This is a genomic window from Streptomyces sp. NPDC058663 (assembly GCF_042716745.1).
Lineage (GTDB): Bacteria > Actinomycetota > Actinomycetes > Streptomycetales > Streptomycetaceae > Streptomyces.
The window spans coordinates 82780-104209 of the sequence record NZ_JBHXRV010000033.1 but is presented as its reverse complement, the minus strand read 5'-3'; the positions used below and the strand labels follow the sequence as shown (position 1 = coordinate 104209).

The following is a 21430-nucleotide window of genomic DNA, read 5'->3' as shown; positions in this document are numbered from 1 at the left end:
GCGCGCTCCTCAGGAGCGCGCGGCGCACTGGCGGAGACCGCGATGATTCCGGCGCTGAGCGGGGCAGGAGCGGCCATGGCAGGCGGCGCGGCCGCAGCCGCCGCAGGACGCCGCCGGACCCCCGTCGTGTGGTCGGGGAAGTCCGCACCGGGCGACCCCGGCGCCGGCGGACTCCTGCAGGCCGTACGGAACACGACCGCCACCCGCACCGACGGCTTCGGCGGCCCCGACACGGACACCGACGGGCACGACACCGGCGCCACCCAGCTCATCCCCCGCCTCGGCGACTCCGACGCCCTCCCCGACGACACCATGCAGAACCCCGTCGTCGGCGGACCCCACGACGGCGGACCGCACACCCGCATGCTGCCCAGAATGCGGCAGGCCGAAGGCGCGTACGACACCTACGAGGACGACGAAGCACCCTACGAGGACGAGGACCCGCCGGAGCGCGGCACCCGCGGCGACGGACGCTCCCGCCACTCCTTCTACCCCGACCGCCGGATGAACCTCGGCGTGGTGCTCCTCCCGCTCCGCGTCTTCCTAGGCTTCATCTCCATCTACGCCGGCATGGGCAAGCTCTGCGACCCCGTCTTCTTCGACGGCGGCGAACGCGGCTCCATGGTCAAGTGGCTCAACTCACTGCACCCCTGGGCCCTCGCCGAACCGCTGCGGGACTTCGCACTCCAGCACCCCGTCGGCGCCGGACTCAGCGTCGCCTTCCTCCAGGTGATCGTCGGCGTGCTCACGGTCCTCGGACTGTGGCAGCGGGTCGCCGCCGTCATCGGAACCCTGCTCTCCGCCGCACTCCTGCTCACCGTCAGCTGGAAGAGCGTCCCCGCCTACGACGCACCGGACATCATCTACCTCGCCGCCTGGTCGCCGCTGATCATCGCGGGCGCCCCGGTGTACTCCCTGGACTCCCGGCTCGCCGGCGAGGCCTGGCGCACGCTCGGCCCGCGCAGCGAGGTGTCGGAACTGCGCCGCCGCGTACTGCGGCGCGGCTTCCTGATGGTGGCCCTGGTGGTCGGCCTGACCCTGCTGGTCGGCTCCACACTGGGCGGAGCGGTCCGGTCCGCCGAGGTCGTCGTACCCGGCCCCGAGGACGACCCGGTCAACCACCTGCCCGGCCGCCCGCTCCCGAAGGAGCCCGGCGCCAAGCGCACCACGGAGGGACCGCGCAAGCAGGCGCCCACGCCGACGGCCAGCCGCTCCGCGGTCCCGTCCACCCGGCCCAGCACCGCGGCCACCCCGCGCGCGACCGCCACCGCAGGCACGCCGGCGGGCCCCAGCGCACCCCGCGGCACCACAGGACGCACCCCCACCCGGCAGAGCGGCCCGGCCGCGACCACCGCGGGCCCGCCCGCCACCAGCACCGCAGGACCCACCTCCAGCGGCGGAAGCAGCGGCAACGGCAGCTCCACCACCGGCGGTTCCAGCACCGGCGGTTCCGGCGGCTCGGGCGGCTCCAGCTCGTCCGGCGGAACCAACGACAGGGGCACCACCTCCGGCGGCGACAAGGTGATCGGCGGCCTGCTCGGCTGACGGCCCCCGCCCGTCCGTACGCGGACCCGTAGCCGCCCTCGCGTACGCGGCCGTGCGCGAGGCACCCGACGTCCCCAGGCCCGTACTGACCTCCCCACGTCCCCAGGCCCGTACTGACCTCCCCTCAGACCCGTAACGAGCCCCTGCCGCCTCGCGCAGCCCCACTCAACGCTGCTGCGCGGCCAGCTCCTTCGCCGCCTCGGTGAGGTCCTTGGCGGTGTCGATGGCGCGCCAGTAGGCGCCCTGGGGGAGCGGGTAGCCAGCCAGGCTGCGGGAGCGGGCAAGGCGGGGGAAGGTGGTGCGCTCGTGGTCGCCGCGGTCCGGCAGGAGGGCGGTGAAGTCCGCCGAGAAGACGTACACGCCCGCGTTGATCAGGTACGGGGACGGCGGCGACTCGACGAAGTCGGTGATGTGACCGAACGCGTCGGTCTCGACGGCGCCCCACGGGATGCGGGGGCGGGCCAGGGCGAGCGTGGCGGTCGCGTCGCGCTCGGTGTGGAAGGCGGCCATCTCGCGCAGCGAGAACCGGGTCCAGATGTCGCCGTTGGTGGCGTACCAGGGCCGGTCCGGGTGCGGAAGGTGACGGGCGGCGTACTTGAGGCCGCCGCCGCGGCCCAACGGCTCCGTCTCGACCGCCGTCGTGACACGCAGGGGCAGTTCACCGGCGTGCTCGACGAGCCAGTCCTGGAGGACCCCGGCGAGGTGCCCGCAGGAGACGACGGCGTCAGTGACGCCCTCCGCCGCCAGCCAGGAAAGCTGATGGCCGATGATCGGAGTCCCGGTTCCGGGAATCTCGACCATCGGCTTGGGGCGGTCGTCGGTGTACGGACGCAGCCGCGAACCCTGGCCGCCAGCCAGGACGACGGCCTGCGTGGGTGTCGTGGGTGTCGTCGGTGTCTGCGAGTTCGATGCGGACGGTGCGGTCGATGCGGTCGATGCGGTGGGGGACGAGGGGGTCATACGGGGGACGATATGCGGCGCGCGCGGCGTCACATGTCCCGGACAGGGCCGTGGTCTTCGTGGTCTTCGCCGGATGCGTGACGGTGGGCGCGGTCAGCCGTGGTGCTGCGCGACACCGGACGCGAAGGACGTGTCACAGACGGGTCGCGAGTAGGACTGCGCCCGTGTGGGACCGTAGTGGGAGACCGCGGCACGGCCGAGGGCGCGGGCGATCGACATGCAGTGCTTGGCCAGCGAGGGGCGGCGCTCGACCTCCCGCTGGAGGTGCGTGAGGGTGGTGCCCGGGTCCTTTTCCTGAAGTTCCAGCAACAGGCGGTCGCGCAGAATATCCTGCGGGGCACGGGACTTGGCCTTGCTGGAGACGTTCTCCGAGGACGCGGTCAGGATCTGGGACTCGGGAGTACCGGCGACCCACGGGACGCGGGTGACGGCGAGGGTCCCGGAGAGGACCAGGACGACGGGCAGGACGAGGGCGAGAGTTCGGCCGATGCGGCGTGCTGTGTGAGTCACGCGAGTGAGCGTAGCGGCCGGTGACGATTTGGCGACATTCAGTCACCCTCACGGGGGATGGTTCGATCCTCCTTTTCGAATGCGGTGTTGACGCACAGAGATTGAAATGCCCGCTGTGCCGGGGTATTTGTCGACAGTGTGCAGGACAGGTGGGGTGCGCCGCACGGGTGCTGAGCGGTGTGTCGTACGCGGCGTCCGGGCGCGGCCGCCCGGCGCGGACGCGACGAGGGCCCCGCACCGAAGTGCGGGGCCCTCAGGGGTTTCAGGGAACGCGGGGCGGTTCCGGGGAACGGGTTTCCGAGAACCCCCGGCGGTTCCGGGGAACGCGCGGCAGCTTCAGGGAACGCGCGGCGGTTCCAGGGAACGCGCGGCGTCAGTCGCTGAGACGCTCGCCCGTCTTGGTGGAGAAGACGTGCAGCTCGCCCGGGCGCGGGACGACGTGCAGCTCGGTGCCCTTGTCCGGGACAGCGCGGCCGTTGACGCGGACGACCAGGTCCTTGTGCTCGCCGCCGACCTCGGCCGAGCCGTAGACGTAACCGTCGGCGCCGAGCTCCTCGACGACGTTCACGGAGACGGCGAGACCGGCCGGGGCGTCGGCGGTGTCCTTGGTCAGCGACTGCACGGCCTCACCGCCGTGCTCGACGATGTCGAAGTGCTCGGGGCGCACGCCCACGGTGACGGTGGTGTCGCCCTTGTCGGCGGCGGCGCTGAGCGCCTCGCGGCTGACCGGCACCACGCTGTTGCCGAACTTGACGCCGCCGTCGGTGATCGGGACCTCGACCAGGTTCATGGCCGGGGAGCCGATGAAGCCGGCGACGAAGAGGTTGTTGGGGCGGTCGTACATGTTGCGCGGCGAGTCGACCTGCTGGAGCAGACCGTCCTTGAGGACCGCCACGCGGTCGCCCATGGTCATGGCCTCGACCTGGTCGTGGGTGACGTACACGGTCGTGATGCCCAGACGGCGCTGGAGCGAGGCGATCTGCGTACGGGTCGACACGCGGAGCTTGGCGTCGAGGTTCGACAGCGGCTCGTCCATGAGGAAGACCTGCGGCTCACGCACGATGGCACGGCCCATCGCGACACGCTGGCGCTGACCACCGGAGAGCGCCTTGGGCTTGCGGTCGAGGTACTCGGAGAGGTCGAGGATCTTCGCGGCCTCCTCGACCTTCTTGCGGATCTCGGCCTTGTTCACGCCCGCGATCTTGAGCGCGAAGCCCATGTTGTCCGCGACGGACATGTGCGGGTAGAGCGCGTAGTTCTGGAACACCATGGCGATGTCCCGGTCCTTCGGCGGCAGGTGCGTGACGTCGCGGTCACCGATGCGGATCGCGCCGCCGTTGACGTCCTCAAGACCCGCGAGCATGCGCAGGGAGGTCGACTTGCCGCAGCCGGACGGACCGACGAGGACGAGGAACTCGCCGTCCTCGATCGCGATCTCCAGCTGATCGACGGCGGGCTTGGTGGAGCCCGGGTAGATCCGGGTCGCCTTGTCGAACGTGACAGTAGCCATGGTGATGCGTCTCCTTCACCGGCAGGAACGTGCCGGACGATCCGAGTAGAGGAGTGAAGTGGTCTGGTCCAATGAGTGGACCGGAAGTGACGCTACCTGGGCGGGTGGGATCTGTCAGTAGTCCTGGCCCGTGAAATCCGCTGTCCACGAGCGTGGGCAGTCCGGTTAGACTGCTCGCACAAGCCTCCTTAGCTCAGCTGGCCAGAGCAACGCACTTGTAATGCGTAGGTCATCGGTTCGAATCCGATAGGGGGCTCCATCAGGGAAAATGCCCCGCGTCCTCGCGACGCGGGGCATTTTCTTGTGCAAAGAGCTGGTGGTGCCGTGGGGGTGCTCAGCGGCCCGCGATGCGGTTGGCGAGGGTGGCGATGGGGTGGGTGGTGGCGGTGTGGGTGGTCAGTTCGCGGCGGTCGGCTTCGCGGTAGGCGGCGTACATGGCGTGGACACCGAGCCAGCGGAAGGGTTCGGGTTCCCATTTGCGGACCTTGTGGTGGACCCAGGGGAGGGTGGTGAGGGCGGTTTCGGTGCCCTGGCCGGAGTCCTGGAGGAGGAGGTCGCGCAGGGTGCGGGCGGCGAGGTTGGTGGTGGTGACGCCTGAGCCGACGTAGCCGCCTGCCCAGCCGAGGCCGGTGGTGCGGTCGAGGGTGACGGTGGCGCACCAGTCGCGGGGGACGCCGAGTACGCCTGACCAGGCGTGGGCGATGCCCGTGGCCGAGAGGGTGGGGAAGAAGCGGGTGAGAAGGGAGCGGAGGGCTTCGACCGTGGCGGGCTGGGTGCGGCCGTCGTTGTCCGTGCGGGAGCCGAAGCGGTAGGGGACGCCGCGGCCGCCGATGGCGATGCGGTGGTCGGCGGTGCGCTGGGCGTACATGTAGGCGTGTGCCATGTCGCCGAGGTTTTCGCGGCCGTCCCAGCCGATGGTCTCCCAGAGTGCCGGGGGGAGGGGGTCGGTGACGATCATGGAGCTGTTCATGGGGAGCCAGGTGCGCTTCTGGCCCTTGAGGTTCGCGGTGAAGCCCTCGGTGCAGCGCAGGATGTACGGGGCGTGGACCGTGCCGTACGGGGTGCGGGCGTGCCGGGGTTCGATGGCGGTGACGGGGGTCGACTCGTGGATCGTGACGCCCAGGGCCTCGACGGTCGCGGCCAGGCCCTTGACCAGTTTGGCGGGGTGCAGGCGGGCGCCGTGCGGGGTCCAGGTCGAGCCGACGGCTCCGGCGATCTTGATGCGCGCGGCGGTGTCGCGGGCGCCGAGGAGGAGGCGGTCCTTCTCGCCGAAGGCCAGTTCGGTGTCGTGGAAGGTGCGCAGACGGCTGAACTGGGCCGGTGTGCAGGCGACTTCGAGTACGCCGCCGTGGTGGATGTCCGCGTCGATGCCTTCGGCCGCGGCGGTGTCGATGACCTCGGTGACCGTGTCGTTCATAGCCTGTTGGAGTCGGGCGGCGGCTTCGTGGCCGTGGAGTGCGGCGTAGCGGTCGCGGCCGGCGATGCCGTTGTAGAGCCAGCCGCCGTTGCGCCCGGAGGCTCCGTAGCCGCAGAACTTCGCTTCCAGCACGGTGATGTTCAGCGAGGGTGCGGCCTTCTTGAGGTAGTACGCGGTCCAGAGGCCGGTGTACCCGCCGCCGACGATGCAGACATCCGCGGTGGCGTCGCCGGGCAGGAGTTCGCGGGGCGCGGGTATGCCGTCGTCGGCGTACCAGAAGGAGACTCCTCCGTTGGTGGCCGGGGTGCTGCCTGTGCTGCTCATGCTGGCCTTCGTCCTGTTCGGCGGCGCGCGGGCGGGTCGCGGCGCGGGTGCGGGCGGGCGTGTGAGGGTCCTGGTGTCGGTACGGGTACGGGTGTGGGCGCGGGCGTCGTGGCTGCTCAGGGGTGGTGGCGGGGAGGCTAGTGGGCGGGCGAGCGGGCGGCAATGGGCGGTCCGGTGGGTGTTCGGGGTGTGGGGCTCGACGGAGTGTCGGGGGTGGGGTGAGGGCTTCGGCGGGTGTGCGGGGGTCTCAGTGGGGGAAATGGGGTGTGGCAGGCCGTGCTGGAAACGTAGGGCGGTCGCGCCGGGAAAACGTAGGGTCGGGCGGGTGAGTGATATCGAGGTGCCGGCGGCGCTGGCCGCCACGCAGATCCGGTACGAGGGCGAGGCGGGGCGGGCGTTCATCGCCGCGCTGCCCGGGTTGGCCGCGGAGATGCTGGGGCGGTGGGGGCTGACCGTGGACGGGCCTTCGATGCATGGGATGGCGGCGCTCGTGCTGCCCGTACGCCGTCCGGACGGCACCCCGGCAGCCCTCAAGTTGCAGGCGCTCAACGAGGAGAGCGCCGGTGAGGCCGAGGCGTTGCGGGCGTGGGCGGGCCTCGGGGCCGTACACGTACTGGACTACGCGCCGGAGAACGGGTCGCTGCTGTTGGAGCGCCTGGATTCCGGGCGGTCGCTCGACGACGAGCCGGACGTACGGCAGGGCGTGCTGACCATCGCGGGGCTGCTCGCGCGCTTCACGGCCGTGCCGGCGCCCGCCGGTATGCGGCGGCTCGCGGACATCGCGGCGGAGATGGTCGCGCGGGCGCCGGACGCCCTGCTCGCCGTCGCCGATCCGGCGGACCGGCGGCTGGTGGCGGACTGCGCCGCGGCGGTGCGGGAGGTGTGCGGGGAGCCGGGTGGGGCGTTGCTCCACTGGGACCTGCACTTCGAGAACGTGCTGGCGGGGAGGGGTGGTTGGGTGGCCATCGACCCCAAGCCGCTGGCCGGTGACCCCGGGTTCGACCTGTGGCCTGCCCTCAACAACCGTTTCGACCCGGCGGACGTCCAGTGGCGTTTCGATGCGATGACCGAGGCGATGGGGCTCGACCGGGAGCGGGCGAGGGCGTGGACCCTGGGCCGGGTTCTGCAGAACGCGCTGTGGGCGTTGGCGGACGGGGACGCGCTGGACGAGGACGACCTGGTGGTGGCGCGGCTGCTGAGGTGAGGGGCGGGGTGGCCGGGTGGCGCGGGCTCGGTGATCGGCGCGGAGTGGGGCGCGTGGTGGTGGTCCCCGGCGGATAGCCTGCGGCCATGATTCGACGTGCGACCGTGGACGACCTGCCCGAGATCCTGGCCATGATTCGGGAGTTGGCCGAGTACGAGAAGGCTCTGGACGAGGTGCGCGCCACCGAGGACCAGTTGCGGGAGGCCCTTTTTGGCCCGAACCCCGCCGCGTACGCGCACATCGCCGAGGGTCCGGGTGGTGAGGTGGTCGGCTATTCGGTGTGGTTCCTCAGCTTCTCGACCTGGCGCGGGGTGCACGGGATCTACCTGGAGGACTTGTACGTACGCCGGTCCGCGCGTGGTGGTGGGTACGGCAAGGCGTTGCTGACCGAGCTCGCCCGTATCTGTGTGCGGCGTGGGTACCAGCGGCTGGAGTGGTCGGTGCTCAAGTGGAACCGGCCGTCCATCGACTTCTACGAGGCGTTGGGTGCGCGTCCGCAGGACGAGTGGGACGTGTACCGGCTGACCGACAACGCGTTGGAGCGGTTGGGTGGTTGAGGGTTCGAGCGGGGCGGCGGTCTTGGCCTAGGGGCCCGCGGTGGCCGCCTCCAGCAGCGTGAGGGCGGCCGCGCGGGCGTGCCGTGCCGGGTCGGGGGTGCCGGTGATTCCGGCGGTGGCCATCGCGCCGTTCGCCAGTACGGCGAGCTGGGCCGAGAGCGCCGGGGCGGCGGCGGGTGGTACGTCCGTGGCGGCGACGAGTGAGGCGATCCGTGCCTGGAAGGCGGCCTTGTGGTCGCGGGCGACCTCGGCGACGTCCGGGGATACGCCGCCCATCTCGCCGAACGTGTTGATGAACACGCATCCCCGGAAGTCGGGTTGGGCGAACCATGCGTCGAGGAAGTCGAAGACGGCGAGGAGCCGGTCGCGCGGTGCGTGGTGGGCGGCGATGTGGTGTTCCAGGCCTGCGGCCACGGCTGCGCTGCGGCGGCGCAGCACCGCTTCCAGGAGGTCGTCCTTGGAGGGGTGGAGGCGGTAGAGGCGCTTGAGCGAGAGGCCGGAGGCGGAGCGCAGGGCGTCCATGCCGACTGCTTGGACGCCGCGTTCGTTGAACAGTGCCTCCGCCGCGTCGAGCAGTGTGCTCTCTGCTGTTGCGTCGTCCATGGGGCCCGCCCTCCTTCGCCCTTGGCGTGGCTGCTTTCCCGTATCCCCTTGTGGGGAGAACCATCGTTCTCGTACTCTACTCGACATCGGGAGAACGATCGTTCTCCCGATGTCGCGCACATCTGCCCGGGGGTACCCATGTCTGTTTTCGATGTCCGTCACCGCGTCGTCGAGGTCGACGGCCACGAGGTCTTCTACCGCGAGGCCGGTGATCCGTCCCGGCCCGCGCTCGTGCTGCTGCACGGCTTCCCGTCCAGCTCGCACATGTTCCGGGGGCTCCTCGCGGAACTCGCCGACGAGTTCTGGCTGATCGCCCCCGACCACCTCGGCTTCGGGCGCTCCGCAGCCCCGTCCGTCGCCGAATTCCCGTACAGCTTCGAGAAGTTGACCGAGGTGACGGAACGGCTGCTGGAGCGTGTGGGGGTGCGCCGCTTCGCGTTGTACGTGCATGACTACGGCGCGCCGATCGGACTGCGGATCGCCGCCCGCGGCCCCGAGCGGATCGCCGGGTTGATCACCCAGAGCGGCAACGCCTACACCGAGGGCTTCACCCCCTTCTGGGAGGTCCTGTTCGCGCACGCCAAGGACCGCCCGGCGCACGAGGCGGCCGTACGGGAGCTGCTGACGGCCGACGCCACCCGCTGGCAGTACGAGCACGGCGTGCCCGCCGACCGCCTCGACCGGATCGCGCCGGACGCCTGGCGCCTCGACCAGGCCGGGCTGGACCGTCCAGGCAACCAGGAGATCCAGCTCCAGCTCTTCTGGGACTACCAGTTCAACCTGGAGGCCTACCCCCGATTCCAGGAGTACTTCCGTACCCATCGCCCGCCCACCCTCGCCGTTTGGGGCAGGAACGACGAGATCTTCGGGCCGGACGGCGCGCGGGCCTTCGCGCGCGATCTGCCGGAGGCCGGGATCGAGCTGCTCGACGCCGGGCACTTCGCGCTGGAGACGCACGGACCTGAAATCGCCGCCCTGGTACGGGAGTTCCTGCGAACGAAGGCAGCCTGGTGAGCGGTGGTCCGGTGGCGGCACGGGCGCAGTGGACGGGGTCGCTGACCACCGGTGGTGTGGCCCTGTTCTCGGTGCTGGTGCTCGCGGTGACGCAGGGGGCGGCCGGTCTCCAGGTGTTCGCCATCCCCTTCATCGCGACGGCCGCCGTGCTCGCGCTCGCCCCGGCCGCGCCCCTGGCCAGGCCCCGGGCGGTGCTCCTCGCCTACCCGGCCGCGGTGGCGGTGTCCTTGCCGGTCACGGCGCTGCTGGGCCCCTCGACGTACACGGCGGCGCTGGCCGTCGGGCTGAGCGTGCTGGTGATGGCGCTGCTGCGGGCGCCTCATGTGCCGGCGGTTCCGGCGGCGGCCGCGATCGGCCTCCAGGACCCCGGGGCGGTCTATCTGCTCGATCCGTTGCTGCCGGGGCTGGTGCTGGTCCTGGGGTGCGCGCTGCTCGCCGGGTGGTTGCTGCCCGCGTACGGGTACCGCTGGTCGGCGGCGGGTTGATCACAGGCGGTGGGTTGATCACGGGGGGCCACAGGGGGCGTGCGGGACCGGTCGTGGGCTGGCTGACCGTGGAGTGCGGACGGCGCCGCTTGGTCGCGGAGGGCGGTCGGCGCCGCTCGTCGGCCCGCCGGTCGGTCGGTCACGGCATGAGGACGACCTTGCCGACGGTGGCCCGGGTCTCCAGGTCGTGGTGGGCCCTGGCGGCTTCCGCGAGGGGGTAGCGCTGGACGGCGGGGCGCAGTTCGCCGGCGGCGGCCAGGGCCAGGGAGCGTGTTTCCAGGGTGCGGAGCGGGTCGGGGGTGCCGACCTTCTCCAGCATGGGCGGGCCGAGGACCGACAGGGAGGTGATGCCGCGTTCGGCGAGTTCGGACTCCGTGTAGGTGAGGGGGGCGCCGTCGAGGATGCCGGTGCCGGACCAGCCGAAGACCAGGTGGACGCCGCCAGGGGCGAGGAGGTCGACCGTGGCGCGGCCGGTGTCCCCGCCGACCGAGTCGAAGACGGTCGTGGCACCGCCGAGGCCCCGTGCGGCGAGGAAGTCCGTCACGGCGGCGGGCCAGTCGGGGCGCGTGTAGTCGACGGCGAGGTCGGCGCCGTTCGCCGCCACGCGGGCCGTCTTGGCGGGGCCGCCGGCCAGGCCGATGACGGTGCCGCCCGCGTTCTTCACGTACTGGACGAGGAGGGTGCCGATGCCGCCCGCGGCGGCCGGGACGACGGCGACCGTACCGGCCGAGACGTCCGCGAACTGGAGGATACCGAGGGCGGTGCGGCCGGTGCCGATCATGGCGATGGCCTCGGCCTCGTCGAGGGTGGCGGGTACGGGGTGCAGCTTGGCGGCGTCGGTGACGGCGAGTTCGGCGTAACCGCCGGGGTTCATGCCGAGGTGGGCGACGACACGGGCGCCCAGCCAGGCCGGGTCCGTGCCCTCGCCGAGTGCGTTCACGGTGCCGGCGACCTCGCGGCCGGGGACGGTGGGGAGGGCGGCGGGGGCCGGGAAGGGCCCCGCCATCCCCTGACGCAGGGCGGTGTCCAGGAGGTGCACGCCGGATGCGGCGACGGCTATCCGGACCTGCCCCGGACCGGGGACCGGGTCCTCGGTCTTCTCGTACGTGAGGTTCTCGGCCGGTCCGAAGGCGTGGAGGCGGATCGCGTGCATGGTCGGCTCCCGTGGTGGCGTGCTGGAGGTGCGGTACGGGAGTCACTCTGCGACCTCAAGTCCACTTGAGGTCAAGGAGTCCGGGCGTCACCGGGCGTCACCTGGCGCGACCGCCCGACCGCGCGACCGCGCGACCGCCCGACCGCGCGACCGCGCGACCGCGCGACCGCCCGACCGCCCGACCGCCCGACCGCCCGATCGGCCGCTTTGAGGCGGCGCAGGCGGGCGTTGCGCAGGGCGAGGGAGGTGGCTTCCAGGGCGCTGTTGAGGGAGACCTCGGCGAGCAGGCCGGGGGCGGCCACCTGGTCGCCCGCCAGGTGGATGCCGTTGCCCCGGTCGATGGCCGGGCGGTCGCGCCAGGTGGTTCCCGGCAGGTCGAGGGCCCCGGTACGGCCGGTGGCCAGGGCTTCGGAGCGGTGGGTGACGCGCTCGCGCCAGCCGGGGAAACCGAGGTCCAGGAGGCGTTCGGCGCGGGCGATGCCAACCGGCCTGGACTCGTTCGGGGCGAGCGGGAGTTGGGCCTGTACGAGCTGTTCACCCGCCGGGGCGAGGGTCGGGTCCTGGGCGGTAAAACGTTCTATCCAGCCCGGGGCGTCGAGGTCGGACACGATGAACGCGTCGCCGCGCCGGGTGCGCAGACCGAGGTCGAGGAGGGCGGTGCGGCCGCTCTCCCAGGCGAGCGAGTCGTCACCGAGGAGGTGGCGGGCGGCGGCCAGGGAGGTTGCCACGATCACCGGGCCGCGGGCGGCGGCGTCGGCGAGGTCGGAGCCGGTGAAGCGTGCGTCGGTCTCGATCCGCACACCGAGGGACCGGGCGTGCGTGGCGAGCCTGTCCACCACCGAACCCCAGCCGCCGAGCGGGTACTTGGCCTCGGGCGGCATGGCGAGCACCCGGTGCAGACGTTCCTGTACGAAGCGGGCGGAGAGGGCGCCGGGGTCGTGGTGGAAGACGGCGACGCCGATGGAGTGGGCGGCGTGGCGCGCCTGGCGTTCACCGATCAGGGACGCGGCCCAGGTGTGGAAGTCGGAGTCGACGGGCGCGTCCCCGGCCTGCTTGCGGCCGAGCCGGATGACCGGGAGCGGAGGCATGCGGCGCAGGACCCCGTCGCGGTGGAAACGGGTCAGGGCGGCGGCGCGGAGCGGGACGCGGGCGGCCGGCCCGACGAGGTCGCGCTGCTGGAGCCAGGTCCAGAGGGGGCCGCGGGAGTAGAGGGCGTGCGGGCCCTCGTTGGTCCGGTACGGGCCGGGGGCGGTGCGGGCGCGGCCGCCGAGGGTGTGGTGGGCCTCGTGGAGGTGGACGGGGGTGCCGGACTCGGCGGCGGTGACAGCGGAGACGAGACCGGCCAGGCCGCCGCCGATGACGGTGAGGGGGGTGGTGCGGGAGGTGTGCATGGTGGGTGCCTCCGGGCGGGTGGGGTGTGCGGCCTCTTGCTTGTTGCCGGCTGTCGGTTGCCTCTCGGGAGTGGGACGGGGGAAGTGGCCGGGGATGTGACATCGGGGGCTCACGGGGGTCTACCGGGAGGGCTCCCGAGGGCCCCCGGGGCTCAGGGGGAGGGGCCGGGGAGGCCGGTCCGGCGGCGTTGTCAGTGGGGTGGGGGAGCATGGGGCGCATGGCACGCGATGCGAAGAAGAACCGGGTTCCCGCCGTACGACGCCCGGAGGTGCGGCTGCCCGAGCTGGTGCCCTTCGCGGAGGGGCAGCTGGAGTCGGAGGGGGACTACGACGGGCTGGAGTTCCGGGACTGCGACCTGGGCGGGCAGGAGGGGCGTGGGGCACGCTTCATGGACTGCGGGCTGTACGGGGTGGTGCTGGACGAGACGCGGCTGGGCCGGGCGCGGGTGCTGGACTGCGTGCTGGAGCAGGTGCGCGGGGTGGGGACACACCTCGCGGAGGCGTCGCTGCGGGATGTCGAGATCGTCGACGCCCGGCTTGGCGGGACGCAGCTGCACGGGGCGGTGCTGGAGCGGGTGGTGGTGCGGGGCGGGAAGATCGACTACCTGAATCTCCGGAAGTCGAAGCTGAAGGACGTCGTCTTCGAGGGGTGCGTGCTCGTCGAGCCGGACTTCGGCGACGCGAAGCTGGAGCGGGTGGAGTTCCGGGACTGTGTGCTCAGGGGCGCGGACTTCAGCGGCGTGACCATGCGCGACGTCGACCTGCGGACGGTGGCGGAGCTGGGGATCACGCGGGGGGTGGACCGGTTGCGGGGGGCGGTGATCAGCCCCGTGCAGCTGATGGAGCTGGCGGGGGTTTTCGCGGCGGAGCTGGGGGTGCGGGTGGAGGGGTAGGGGTGGGTCCGGCCCTTCCCGGGGAGGCCCGGCCCTTCCCGGGGCCCGGGGAGGGGCTGGCCCCCCGGGCCAGGGGTTTCGAACGTGCCGGTTCGGGTGCGCCTGCGGCGGGCTTTGCCCCTCCCCGCCCCTTTCCACTGGGTCCATGTGCGGCTGACGCCGCGTGGCGCCGGCCGAGGGGCTGGAATGTGCCTGCGGGTGCGTGGGTGGTTGCTCGCGCAGTTCCCCGCGCCCCTGAAGGGGCGGGGTGAGTGGGTCCGTTCAGGAGTCCAGACGGGGGTACTTGCTCAGCAGGGTCCAGATCACTGGGTTGTCGTCCAGGCCGTCGTGCATGTCGGTCAGGTCCGCGATCAGGTCGTGGAGGAAGTCGCGTGCCTCCCGGCGGAGCAGCCGGTGGCCGAAGGTCAGCGGAGCCTCCTCGGCCGGCATCCAGTCCGCCTCGACGTCGACCCACCCGAAGCGCCGCTCGAAGAGCATTCGGTCGGTGGACTCGGTGAAGTCGATCTCGGCGTACTGCCGGAGCGCCGAGCGGTTGCCGCGCGGATCCTGGTCCAGCTGCTCCACGATGTCGCACAGGGCCCACGCGAAGTCCAGCACCGGAACCCATCCCCAGGCCGTGGACACCTCCCGGTCCGCCTTGGTGTCCGCGAGGTACACGTCACCGCAGAAGAGGTCGTGGCGCAGCGACCGTACGTCCGCGCGGCGGTAGTCCGTCTGCGGGGGGTCGGGGAAGCGGCGGGAGAGGGAGTAACCGATGTCGAGCACGTCCCTGATGGTCGCACGGGAGGCGGCGGGCCGGAGAAACGTATCCGCGCACACGTTCGGGTGAAGGTGTGCGGGTTCCCGGGCGGTAGCCCGGCCTACGCTGGGAGTGTCGCGCTGCGCGAAGGAGGTCCGCCATGGCACTGCCCGTACCCGAGTGGGATGCGTTCGAGTTCGAGGACGAGCCCGACGAGTTCCAGGACAAGAACCCGGCCATGTCGGTCGAGGAAGCCTTCGACACGTTCAGCGCCGTCGCCCCGAGGGGCTGGCGCGTGGAGATGATCGAAGGGAACATCCACGTGACGCCTCCCGCCAATGGGGAGCACGAAGAGATGGTGTCCGGAGTCGCGGAGCAAGTGATTCTGCGGCGCGAAGGCCGTGCGCTGCGCCCGTACACCGGCATCGGCCTCAACATCCCCGGGGCCTCCAGGACCGGCAAAGTCGTCCCCGACCTCGTGATCGCCCCCAAGGGCAGCTTCGACGACGAGCTGGAGTTCCACGACCCCTCCCCAGTTCTCGTGGTCGCCGAAGTCACCTCCTCCTCCACCGCCGGCAACGACCGGGTGAAGAAGCTCCGCGGTTACGCCCGTGCCGGGATCCCGGTGTACCTGCTCGTCGACCGTGAGGCGGGCAAGGCCGTGCTGTGCACCAAGCCCGCCGGGGACGACTACGTCAAGAAGGTTCCGTACGCCATGCCGGGCAAGGTTCCGCTGCCCGAGCCGCTCGGCTTTGACCTCGACACGAGCGAGTTCTGAAGCGAGTTCCGAAGCGAGCTCCGAACGAGCTCCAGCGACCCGGCCGGCCCGTCACGGCAGCAGCCGCTGCTCCTTCGCCACCGCCACCGCGCCCGCCCTCGTGTCCACCCCGAGTTTGGCGTAGATGCGCCCCAGGTGGGTCTTGACCGTCGCCTCGCTGATGAAGAGCGCGCGGGCGATCTCGCGGTTGCCCAGGCCGTGGGCGAGCTGGGCGAGGATGTCGGACTCGCGGTCGGTGAGGGTGGGGCGTCCGGTGCCCCGCATCTGTGCCATCACCCGGCTGGCGACCGGCGGGGAGAGAGTGGTGCGGCCCTGCGCCGCGGAACGGATGGCGGCGAAGAGCTCCTCGGGGCGTTCGGCCTTCAGCAGGTAGCCGGTCGCGCCCGCGGCGATGGCGCGGGTGATGTCGGCGTCCGTGTCGTACGTGGTGAGCACGAGGACGTGCGGACCGGTGCCGGCGATCCGGCGGGTGGCCTCCACGCCGTCGATTCCGGCTCCCAGCTGGAGGTCCATCAGTACGACGTCGGGGGCCAGCTTGGCGGCCATCGCGACCGCCTCCTCCCCGTTGCCCGCCTCGCCCACCACCTCGATGTCCGGTTCGCTGCTGAGGAGGGCGAGCAGCCCGGCCCGTACGACCACGTGGTCGTCGCAGAGCAGCACGCGTACGGGGGTGGCGGTCGTCATGACAGGGGCTCCAGGGGGATCGCGGCGGACAGGACGGTGCCTTCGCCGGGGGCGGACTCGACGGCCAGGGTGCCGCCCAGCTGCTGGACGCGGGCGCGGATCGCGGGCAGACCATGTCCGCGTACGCCCGTGGGCCCCCGCAGCGCTCCGGTGTCGAAGCCGTGGCCGTCGTCCGCGATGTCGAGGACCACCTGGTCGTCCAGGTAGGTCAGGGTGAGTGCGGCGGTGGTGGCGTGCGCGTGCTCCGTCACGTTCGCGAGGGCGCCCTGGGCGATCCGCAGCAGCGCCGACTGGACGCGGTCGGGGAGCGGGGTGGCGGGTGCGGTGCCGTCGAGCTGGAAGCGGGCGTTCTCCCTGGCCGCGACGGCACGCAGTGCCTCCTCCAGGCCGCCGCCCCTCGCTCCCGCGTCGGCCAGGTCCGCCGGGGCCAGGTCGTGGACGAACCGGCGGGCCTCGGCCAGGTTGCGTTCCGCGATGGAGGTGGCGGTACGGACGTGCTGCCGGGCGGTCGACGGGGCCGCGTCCCACGTGCGGTCGGCGGCCTGGAGCAGCATCTGCTGGCTGGACAGCCCCTGCGCGAGGGTGTCGTGGATCTCCATGGAGAGCCGCTGGCGTTCGGCGAGGGTGCCCTCGCGGCGCTCGGTGGCGGCGAGTTCGCGGCGGGTGCGGATGAGGTCGTCGATGAGGGCGCGCTGGCGGGCGGTCTGCCGCTGCATGTACACGAACATCCCGGCCGCGATGGCCGCCACGGCGGGCGGTGCCAGCACCAGATTCGGGTCGAACCCGCCCTGCCCGAGCTGGAGTTGGGCCACCACGACGAACACGGTGAGGACGGCGACCAGGGCGAGCGCGGTACGGGCGGGAAGGGTGCGCAGCCCCGTGTAGAAGAGCGGGACGGCACACCAGGCGAAGCTGGGTGCCAGGACCACGAGGACCATCCAGACGGCGACGACGGCACCGAGGAGGAGGTGACGGGAGTGGCGGGGGGTGCGGTGCGGGGTGGGGGAGGGGTGCTGGGTGGGGGTGCCGGGGCCGGTGCTGCTGCGGGTGCCGGTGCGGCGGGGGCGTCGGGCGGGGCCGTCTCCCGTCCCGGCGCTCGCGCTCCTCGTTCTGTCCGGCCCGAGGACGTACAGCAGTACGTGCAGTACGGCGAGGGTGATGCTGAGCCCGATGATCCACGGGGTGCGGGCCTCGCCGGGGTGCCGGAGCAGGAAGCGGACCAGCGATGCGCCGAGCAGCAGGAAGAACGCCGCATGCATGACGAGGGCGAGCCAGCGGGCGTCGGGGTCCGGGTCGGCGGGAGGCCTGTCGGGACTGGGGGCGGGGCGACCTGGGGCGGCCGGACCCGGGCCGCCGGGACTGGTGGCGGGGCCGCCGGGACCTCGACTGCCGGGACTGGCGGGACTGGCGGCGGGACCGCCGGGGGCGGCGGGGCCCGGGCCGCCCGGAGGCCCGCCGGGGCGGGCGGATGGCGTCGGCTGTGGCTCGTCGCCCTGCCCGTTCCAGGGGATGCCGTCGTCCTGCCGCACCGTGTGCTCCTCGCCGTGTTCCGGCCTGGGGGTTCCGGCCGTGTTCCGGCCTGGTGTTGCGGCTGTCTTCCGACCGGGTGCTCCGGCCTCGGACCGCCTCGTGTCCCGGCCTCGTACATACCGGCTCCGAACAGCACGTACACCACCATCCTGACCCACCGGGACCACCCCCGCATCAACCGATCGGCTGACCCCGGTGTCCGCCGGCCGGGCCGTCGGGAGGAGCCGGTGCACCGACCGTACGCAGGGGTGCGCGGACCCAGGATTGGAAGCAGACGGAGAGCGGCTCCCCCGCCGCTCCCCGGCCCCTTCTCTTCCGTATCCCGTATCGCAGCCTTGGAGCACCCCATGAAGAAGCTCGCCCTCCGCACCCGCGTCCTCACCGGTGCCGCCGCCGTCGCCGTCCTCGGCGCAGGCACCTTCGGCGCCGTGTCCGCCAACGCCACCGCGCCGGCCGCCGAGTCCGCCGCCGCCGTCAAGGCCGACACCTCGAACCGCAACCTCCAGCAGTCCACGCACCTCACCGTCGCCGCCGCGACCAAGGCCGCCGAGGCCGCGCTCGACGCCGCGAAGAAGGAGAACCAGCGCGTCTCCGTCGCCGTTGTCGACCGCAACGGCAACACCCTCGTCACCCTGCGCGGCGACGGCGCCGGCCCGCAGTCGCCCGAGTCCGCCGTGAAGAAGGGCTACACCGCCGTCTCCTGGAACGCCCCCACCTCCGAGCTGGTCAAGCGCCTCGCCCAGGCCCCGAACCTGAAGGACATCCCCGGCACCCTCTTCCTCGGCGGCGGCGCCCCGGTCCAGGCCAAGGGCGCCCCGATCGCGGGCATCGGTGTCGCGGGTGCGCCCAGCGGCGACCTGGACGAGAAGTTCGCGCAGGCGGGCGTCGCGGCGCTGGGCAAGTAATCGCGGCACTGGGCGCGCGGCAGCCCGGGCCGCGGTCCGGGCCGCCTTCCCGACCGCGAACCCGGCAGCCGCCCAGGTCGGGGTCCCGGCCACCGCCCAGGTCTCGGTCCGGACCGCATTCCGGGCCGCGATCCCGGCCGCCGCCCGGGTCACGATCCCGGCCGCACCCCAGGCCGTGGTCCGGGCCGCAGTCCCGACCGCGAAACCGGCCGCCGTCCGGGTCTCGGTCCGGACCGCATCCCAGGCCGAGATCCCGGCCGCCGCCCAGATCGGGGCCCCGGCCGCAGCCCAGCCCGTGGCGGGCGCACCCCAGGTCGCGGTCCCGGGCGCACCCCAGGCCGTGGCTCGGGCACTGTGCGGGTCGTGATTCGGGTCGCAGCCCATGCCCCCAGCCCCGCTTCGGCCCAGTCCGCCGAGTCCGCCGCCGCCCCGGCCGTACGTACAGGCACCCAGCCAGGAAGGTCTCCGCATGAACGTCATGAACGTCCCGAGCGCCATGTACGTCGTCGACGTCCTCCGCAGAGCCACCGGCCGGGGCAGGGATACGCGTGCGAGTGCGGGGGTGGGCCGCGCCCCCGTGAAGCCGAGGCGGTCCGGTCGCGCCCTCGCGGCGCTCTCCCTCTCCCTCCTCACCACTCTCACCGCCTGCGCGGGAGCCGCCGAGAGCACCCCCGACCGCCCCCGCACCGCCACTGTCACTCCATCCGCCTCCACCACCACCCCCACTCCCTCCGGCACTCTCCTCGTTGCCGACTTCGACGCGGACACCGTGACGTTCGTCGACCCGGCGAAGGGTCCCGTCGACTCGGTCCGTGTCGGCACCGCCCCGTACGGGCTGGCCGTCGGAGCGGACGGGCGGGCGTGGGTGGCGACGGCCGAGGGGGTTGCGGTGGTGGACACCCGTACCCGCGAGAGCCTCGGCCGGATCGCGTACGCGACGAAGGCGGACGGGCCCGCCACCCTGGGCGAGTACCGCGCGGGCGGCATGGGCATCGCGCTCTCGCCCGACGGCACCCGGGTGTATGTGGGCGTCAACGTTCCTGACGGAAAAGGCGTGTTGGAGGTCATCGACACCACCACCCGACAGGTCGTCGACACCGTGGGGGTCGGCCGCCGCCCCTTCGACGTGGACGTTTCGGCCGACGGCCGTGAGGTGTACGCCACCGGCCACGACTCGTACGACGTGACGGCCGTCGCCGCCGACACCCTGCGCGCCCGCCGCCTCGAAGTCGCTCCGTACGGTACCGAGGGCGGTCTTGGCTCCTGGCTCAAACCGCACTACGCGGCGGTACGGCCGTCCGACGGCAAGCTGCTGCTCCCGTTCGAGGGCGAGCGGCTGGCCGTGCTCGACCCGCGCACCGGCCGGGTCACGGTCGAGCCGATGACCGCCAACACCCACCAGCACGGCACCACGATCACCCCGGACGGCACCCTGCTGGTCGTCGGTACGGGTCCGATCGGCGGTGACGACGAAGACGCGTCGCTGACGGTCCGCGCCCCGGACGGCTCGGAGCGGGTCATCCCGCTCGACGGCCCGCACGAGGACGTCGCCGTCTCGCGCGACGGCCGCACGGCGTACGTCACGGGTGGCTTCACCCGTGAGGGCTCCTGGGACGGCATCACCGCGGTGGAACTCTCCACCGGCACCCCCCGAAAGATCCCCGCCGGCACCCGCCCCCTGGGCATCGCCATCCTCTGACCCCGAGCCCACCCCCGTAAGCTCACCGAATGCCGTCCTCGCCCCGTCACCGACACCACCCCCGCCGCACCCTCCTCCGCGCACCCCTTCCCCTCACGCTCCTCCTCGCCCTCACCCTCACCGCCACCTCCTGCACCGAAGGCGGCCCCGGCGACGTCACCGGTACGCCCGGCACCCACGGCCTGCGCGACCCCCTCTTCCCCAAGCTGGGCAACGGCGGCTACGACGTCTCGCACTACGCCCTCGACCTGGACTACGACCCCGCCGCCCACCGCCTCAAGGGCACGGCGGAGATCACGGCGAAGGCCACCCAGGGGTTGAGCTCGTTCAACCTGGACCTGGCCGGGCTCAAGGCCGACAGTGCGACCGTCCAGGGCGAGCGGGCCACTGCGAGCCAGGCGGGCAAGGAGCTGACCCTCCGCCCCAGGCGGGACCTGCGGGAGGGCGAGACGTTCAAGGTGGTCGTCAGGTACTCGGGCACCCCGCCCGTCATCACCGACGCCGACGACGCCCGCGAGGGCTGGCTGCGCTCGAAGGACGGCAAGCTGTCGGTCGCGGTCGGCCAGCCCACGGGCTCGATGGCCTGGTTCCCCGGCAACCACCACCCGTCCGACAAGGCGACGTACGACATCAAGGTGACCGTCCCCAAAGGGCTGAAGGCCATCTCCAACGGTGAGTTGAGGACCCCGCCGCGCACGGAGAACGGCCGCACCACCTTCGACTGGCAGATGCGCGAGCCCATGGCGAGCTATCTCGCGATGGTGTCGATCGGCGAGTTCGAGGTGTGGGAGGGGAAGGCGACCGCGCAGTTCGGGGCGGACGGCGAGACTCCCGCGCGGACCGTGCCGGTGTATGCCGCCGCAGAGCAGTCGGTCGACGCCCAGAGTCTCCAACTACGCAAGCGCATCCCGGAGTTGATGGACTGGGCGGTGACGTACTTCGGCCCGTACCCCTTCGGCTCCATCGGGTCGGTCGTCACCCGTGGGACGGGGGACATCGGGTACGCGCTGGAGTCGCAGACGAAGCCGGTGTACGCGGGCGTCACCAACGGCTCGGGCTCCTCGCTCGCGGAGGCGCAGCTGCACGAGATCGCCCACCAGTGGTTCGGCAACTCGGTCTCGCCGAAGGGCTGGCGCGACATGTGGCTCAGCGAGGGCTTCGCGACGTACGCGGAGTGGCTGTGGGAGGAGGACGAGGGGGGCAGTACCGCCCAGGAGTCCTTCGAGGCGGCCTTCGCGGACGACGACAACTGGAGGTTCCCGCCCGCCGTCCCGCCCACCGCCAAGGACGTCTCCGAGGACCCCGTCTACTACGCGGGCGCCATGGTCCTGCACAAGATCCGCCAGAAGGTGGGCGACGACCCCTTCTTCGAGCTGCTCGAAAGCTGGCCGGCGGACCACCGGGGCAGGAGCGTGTCGACCGCCGACTTCACCGCGTACGCCGAGAGGAAGACGGGCGCGGATCTGTCGGCGGTCTGGGAGACGTGGCTCTACGGGGGCGAGAAACCCGCAACTCCCAACGCCTGACTT

The 21430-nt window shown here is 72.3% G+C and carries 20 protein-coding genes and 1 tRNA gene; 11 read left to right on the top strand and 10 right to left on the bottom strand.

What is annotated here, in order from left to right; translation table 11 throughout:
- Positions 1-1545 (top strand): DoxX family membrane protein (locus ACFWVV_RS23910; RefSeq protein WP_384422783.1); only part of this gene is annotated, 1545 nt, incomplete at its 5' end.
- A 165-nt stretch (positions 1546-1710) separates the two neighbouring features.
- Here ACFWVV_RS23910 and ACFWVV_RS23905 read toward each other — a convergent pair.
- From ACFWVV_RS23905 to ACFWVV_RS23895, 3 genes are all read right to left on the bottom strand, one after another.
- Positions 1711-2505: an NDP-sugar synthase gene (locus tag ACFWVV_RS23905; RefSeq protein WP_384345707.1), complete on the bottom strand. Its 795-nt coding sequence runs from the start codon at positions 2503-2505 to the stop codon at positions 1711-1713.
- Positions 2506-2598: 93 nt separating this feature from the next.
- Entirely contained in the window at positions 2599-3015 is a 417-nt protein-coding gene (locus ACFWVV_RS23900; protein WP_384345703.1) for a hypothetical protein, read from the bottom strand.
- A 373-nt stretch (positions 3016-3388) separates the two neighbouring features.
- Positions 3389-4525, bottom strand: coding sequence for an ABC transporter ATP-binding protein (locus ACFWVV_RS23895; RefSeq protein ID WP_384345700.1), 1137 nt, complete (start codon positions 4523-4525; stop codon positions 3389-3391).
- A gap of 182 nt (positions 4526-4707) precedes the next feature.
- Here ACFWVV_RS23895 and ACFWVV_RS23890 point away from each other — a divergent pair.
- A tRNA-Thr gene (locus tag ACFWVV_RS23890) sits at positions 4708-4784 on the top strand.
- A gap of 75 nt (positions 4785-4859) precedes the next feature.
- Here the strand turns inward: ACFWVV_RS23890 and ACFWVV_RS23885 are convergent.
- A complete protein-coding gene (locus tag ACFWVV_RS23885; protein ID WP_384345697.1) occupies positions 4860-6266 on the bottom strand; it encodes an NAD(P)/FAD-dependent oxidoreductase in 1407 nt (468 codons plus the stop codon).
- 325 nt (positions 6267-6591) lie between these two features.
- Between ACFWVV_RS23885 and ACFWVV_RS23880 the strand changes: the two genes are divergently transcribed.
- Together ACFWVV_RS23880 and ACFWVV_RS23875 are read left to right on the top strand one after the other, a co-directional pair.
- Positions 6592-7470 carry an aminoglycoside phosphotransferase family protein gene (locus ACFWVV_RS23880; RefSeq protein ID WP_384345693.1) on the top strand — a complete coding sequence of 293 codons (879 nt, stop codon included), beginning with the start codon at positions 6592-6594 and terminating at the stop codon, positions 7468-7470.
- Between the two features lie 86 nt (positions 7471-7556).
- Positions 7557-8027 carry a GNAT family N-acetyltransferase gene (locus tag ACFWVV_RS23875; RefSeq protein ID WP_384345690.1) on the top strand — a complete coding sequence of 157 codons (471 nt, stop codon included), beginning with the start codon at positions 7557-7559 and terminating at the stop codon, positions 8025-8027.
- Between the two features lie 27 nt (positions 8028-8054).
- On the opposite strand, the gene ACFWVV_RS23870 is transcribed toward ACFWVV_RS23875, so the two are convergent.
- The gene (locus ACFWVV_RS23870) at positions 8055-8630 is read right to left on the bottom strand and encodes a TetR/AcrR family transcriptional regulator (protein ID WP_384345687.1); all 576 of its coding nucleotides are present in this window, start codon (positions 8628-8630) and stop codon (positions 8055-8057) included.
- A gap of 138 nt (positions 8631-8768) precedes the next feature.
- Between ACFWVV_RS23870 and ACFWVV_RS23865 the strand changes: the two genes are divergently transcribed.
- Positions 8769-9644: an alpha/beta fold hydrolase gene (locus tag ACFWVV_RS23865; protein ID WP_384345684.1), complete on the top strand. Its 876-nt coding sequence runs from the start codon at positions 8769-8771 to the stop codon at positions 9642-9644.
- Positions 9641-10129, top strand: coding sequence for an HPP family protein (locus ACFWVV_RS23860; RefSeq protein ID WP_384345681.1), 489 nt, complete (start codon positions 9641-9643; stop codon positions 10127-10129). The genes ACFWVV_RS23865 and ACFWVV_RS23860 overlap by 4 nt, the downstream gene beginning before the upstream one ends.
- Positions 10130-10268: 139 nt before the next feature.
- Here the strand turns inward: ACFWVV_RS23860 and ACFWVV_RS23855 are convergent, their stop codons facing one another.
- Positions 10269-11282, bottom strand: coding sequence for a zinc-binding dehydrogenase (locus ACFWVV_RS23855; RefSeq protein ID WP_384345679.1), 1014 nt, complete (start codon positions 11280-11282; stop codon positions 10269-10271).
- Between the two features lie 71 nt (positions 11283-11353).
- Positions 11354-12673, bottom strand: a complete 1320-nt coding sequence (locus tag ACFWVV_RS23850; protein WP_384345676.1) for an NAD(P)-binding protein — start codon at positions 12671-12673, stop codon at positions 11354-11356.
- Between the two features lie 209 nt (positions 12674-12882).
- On the opposite strand from ACFWVV_RS23850, the gene ACFWVV_RS23845 reads away from it, so the two are divergent.
- Positions 12883-13566: a pentapeptide repeat-containing protein gene (locus ACFWVV_RS23845; protein ID WP_384345674.1), complete on the top strand. Its 684-nt coding sequence runs from the start codon at positions 12883-12885 to the stop codon at positions 13564-13566.
- A gap of 261 nt (positions 13567-13827) precedes the next feature.
- Here ACFWVV_RS23845 and ACFWVV_RS23840 read toward each other — a convergent pair whose 3' ends face one another.
- Positions 13828-14331 carry a hypothetical protein gene (locus tag ACFWVV_RS23840; RefSeq protein ID WP_384345671.1) on the bottom strand — a complete coding sequence of 168 codons (504 nt, stop codon included), beginning with the start codon at positions 14329-14331 and terminating at the stop codon, positions 13828-13830.
- Positions 14332-14465: 134 nt separating this feature from the next.
- Between ACFWVV_RS23840 and ACFWVV_RS23835 the strand changes: the two genes are divergently transcribed.
- Complete coding sequence (locus ACFWVV_RS23835; protein ID WP_384345668.1) at positions 14466-15083, top strand: Uma2 family endonuclease; 618 nt, start codon at positions 14466-14468, stop codon at positions 15081-15083.
- Positions 15084-15134: 51 nt separating this feature from the next.
- Here the strand turns inward: ACFWVV_RS23835 and ACFWVV_RS23830 are convergent, their stop codons facing one another.
- Positions 15135-15767 (bottom strand): response regulator, encoded by a 633-nt coding sequence (locus ACFWVV_RS23830; RefSeq protein WP_384345665.1) that lies wholly within the window; start codon positions 15765-15767, stop codon positions 15135-15137.
- On the bottom strand, positions 15764-17026 hold the full coding sequence (locus ACFWVV_RS23825; RefSeq protein ID WP_384346034.1) for a sensor histidine kinase: 1263 nt from the start codon (positions 17024-17026) through the stop codon (positions 15764-15766). Before ACFWVV_RS23825 ends, ACFWVV_RS23830 begins: the two co-directional genes overlap by 4 nt.
- A 618-nt stretch (positions 17027-17644) precedes the next feature.
- Between ACFWVV_RS23825 and ACFWVV_RS23820 the strand changes: the two genes are divergently transcribed.
- The 3 genes from ACFWVV_RS23820 to ACFWVV_RS23810 all read left to right on the top strand — a co-directional run bounded on the left by ACFWVV_RS23820 (position 17645) and on the right by ACFWVV_RS23810 (position 21427).
- Complete coding sequence (locus tag ACFWVV_RS23820) at positions 17645-18202, top strand: heme-binding protein (protein ID WP_384345662.1); 558 nt, start codon at positions 17645-17647, stop codon at positions 18200-18202.
- Between the two features lie 577 nt (positions 18203-18779).
- Positions 18780-19901 carry a hypothetical protein gene (locus tag ACFWVV_RS23815; protein ID WP_384346031.1) on the top strand — a complete coding sequence of 374 codons (1122 nt, stop codon included), beginning with the start codon at positions 18780-18782 and terminating at the stop codon, positions 19899-19901.
- Positions 19902-19930: 29 nt separating this feature from the next.
- On the top strand, positions 19931-21427 hold the full coding sequence (locus ACFWVV_RS23810) for a M1 family metallopeptidase (RefSeq protein ID WP_384345660.1): 1497 nt from the start codon (positions 19931-19933) through the stop codon (positions 21425-21427).
- Positions 21428-21430: the final 3 nt, after the last annotated feature.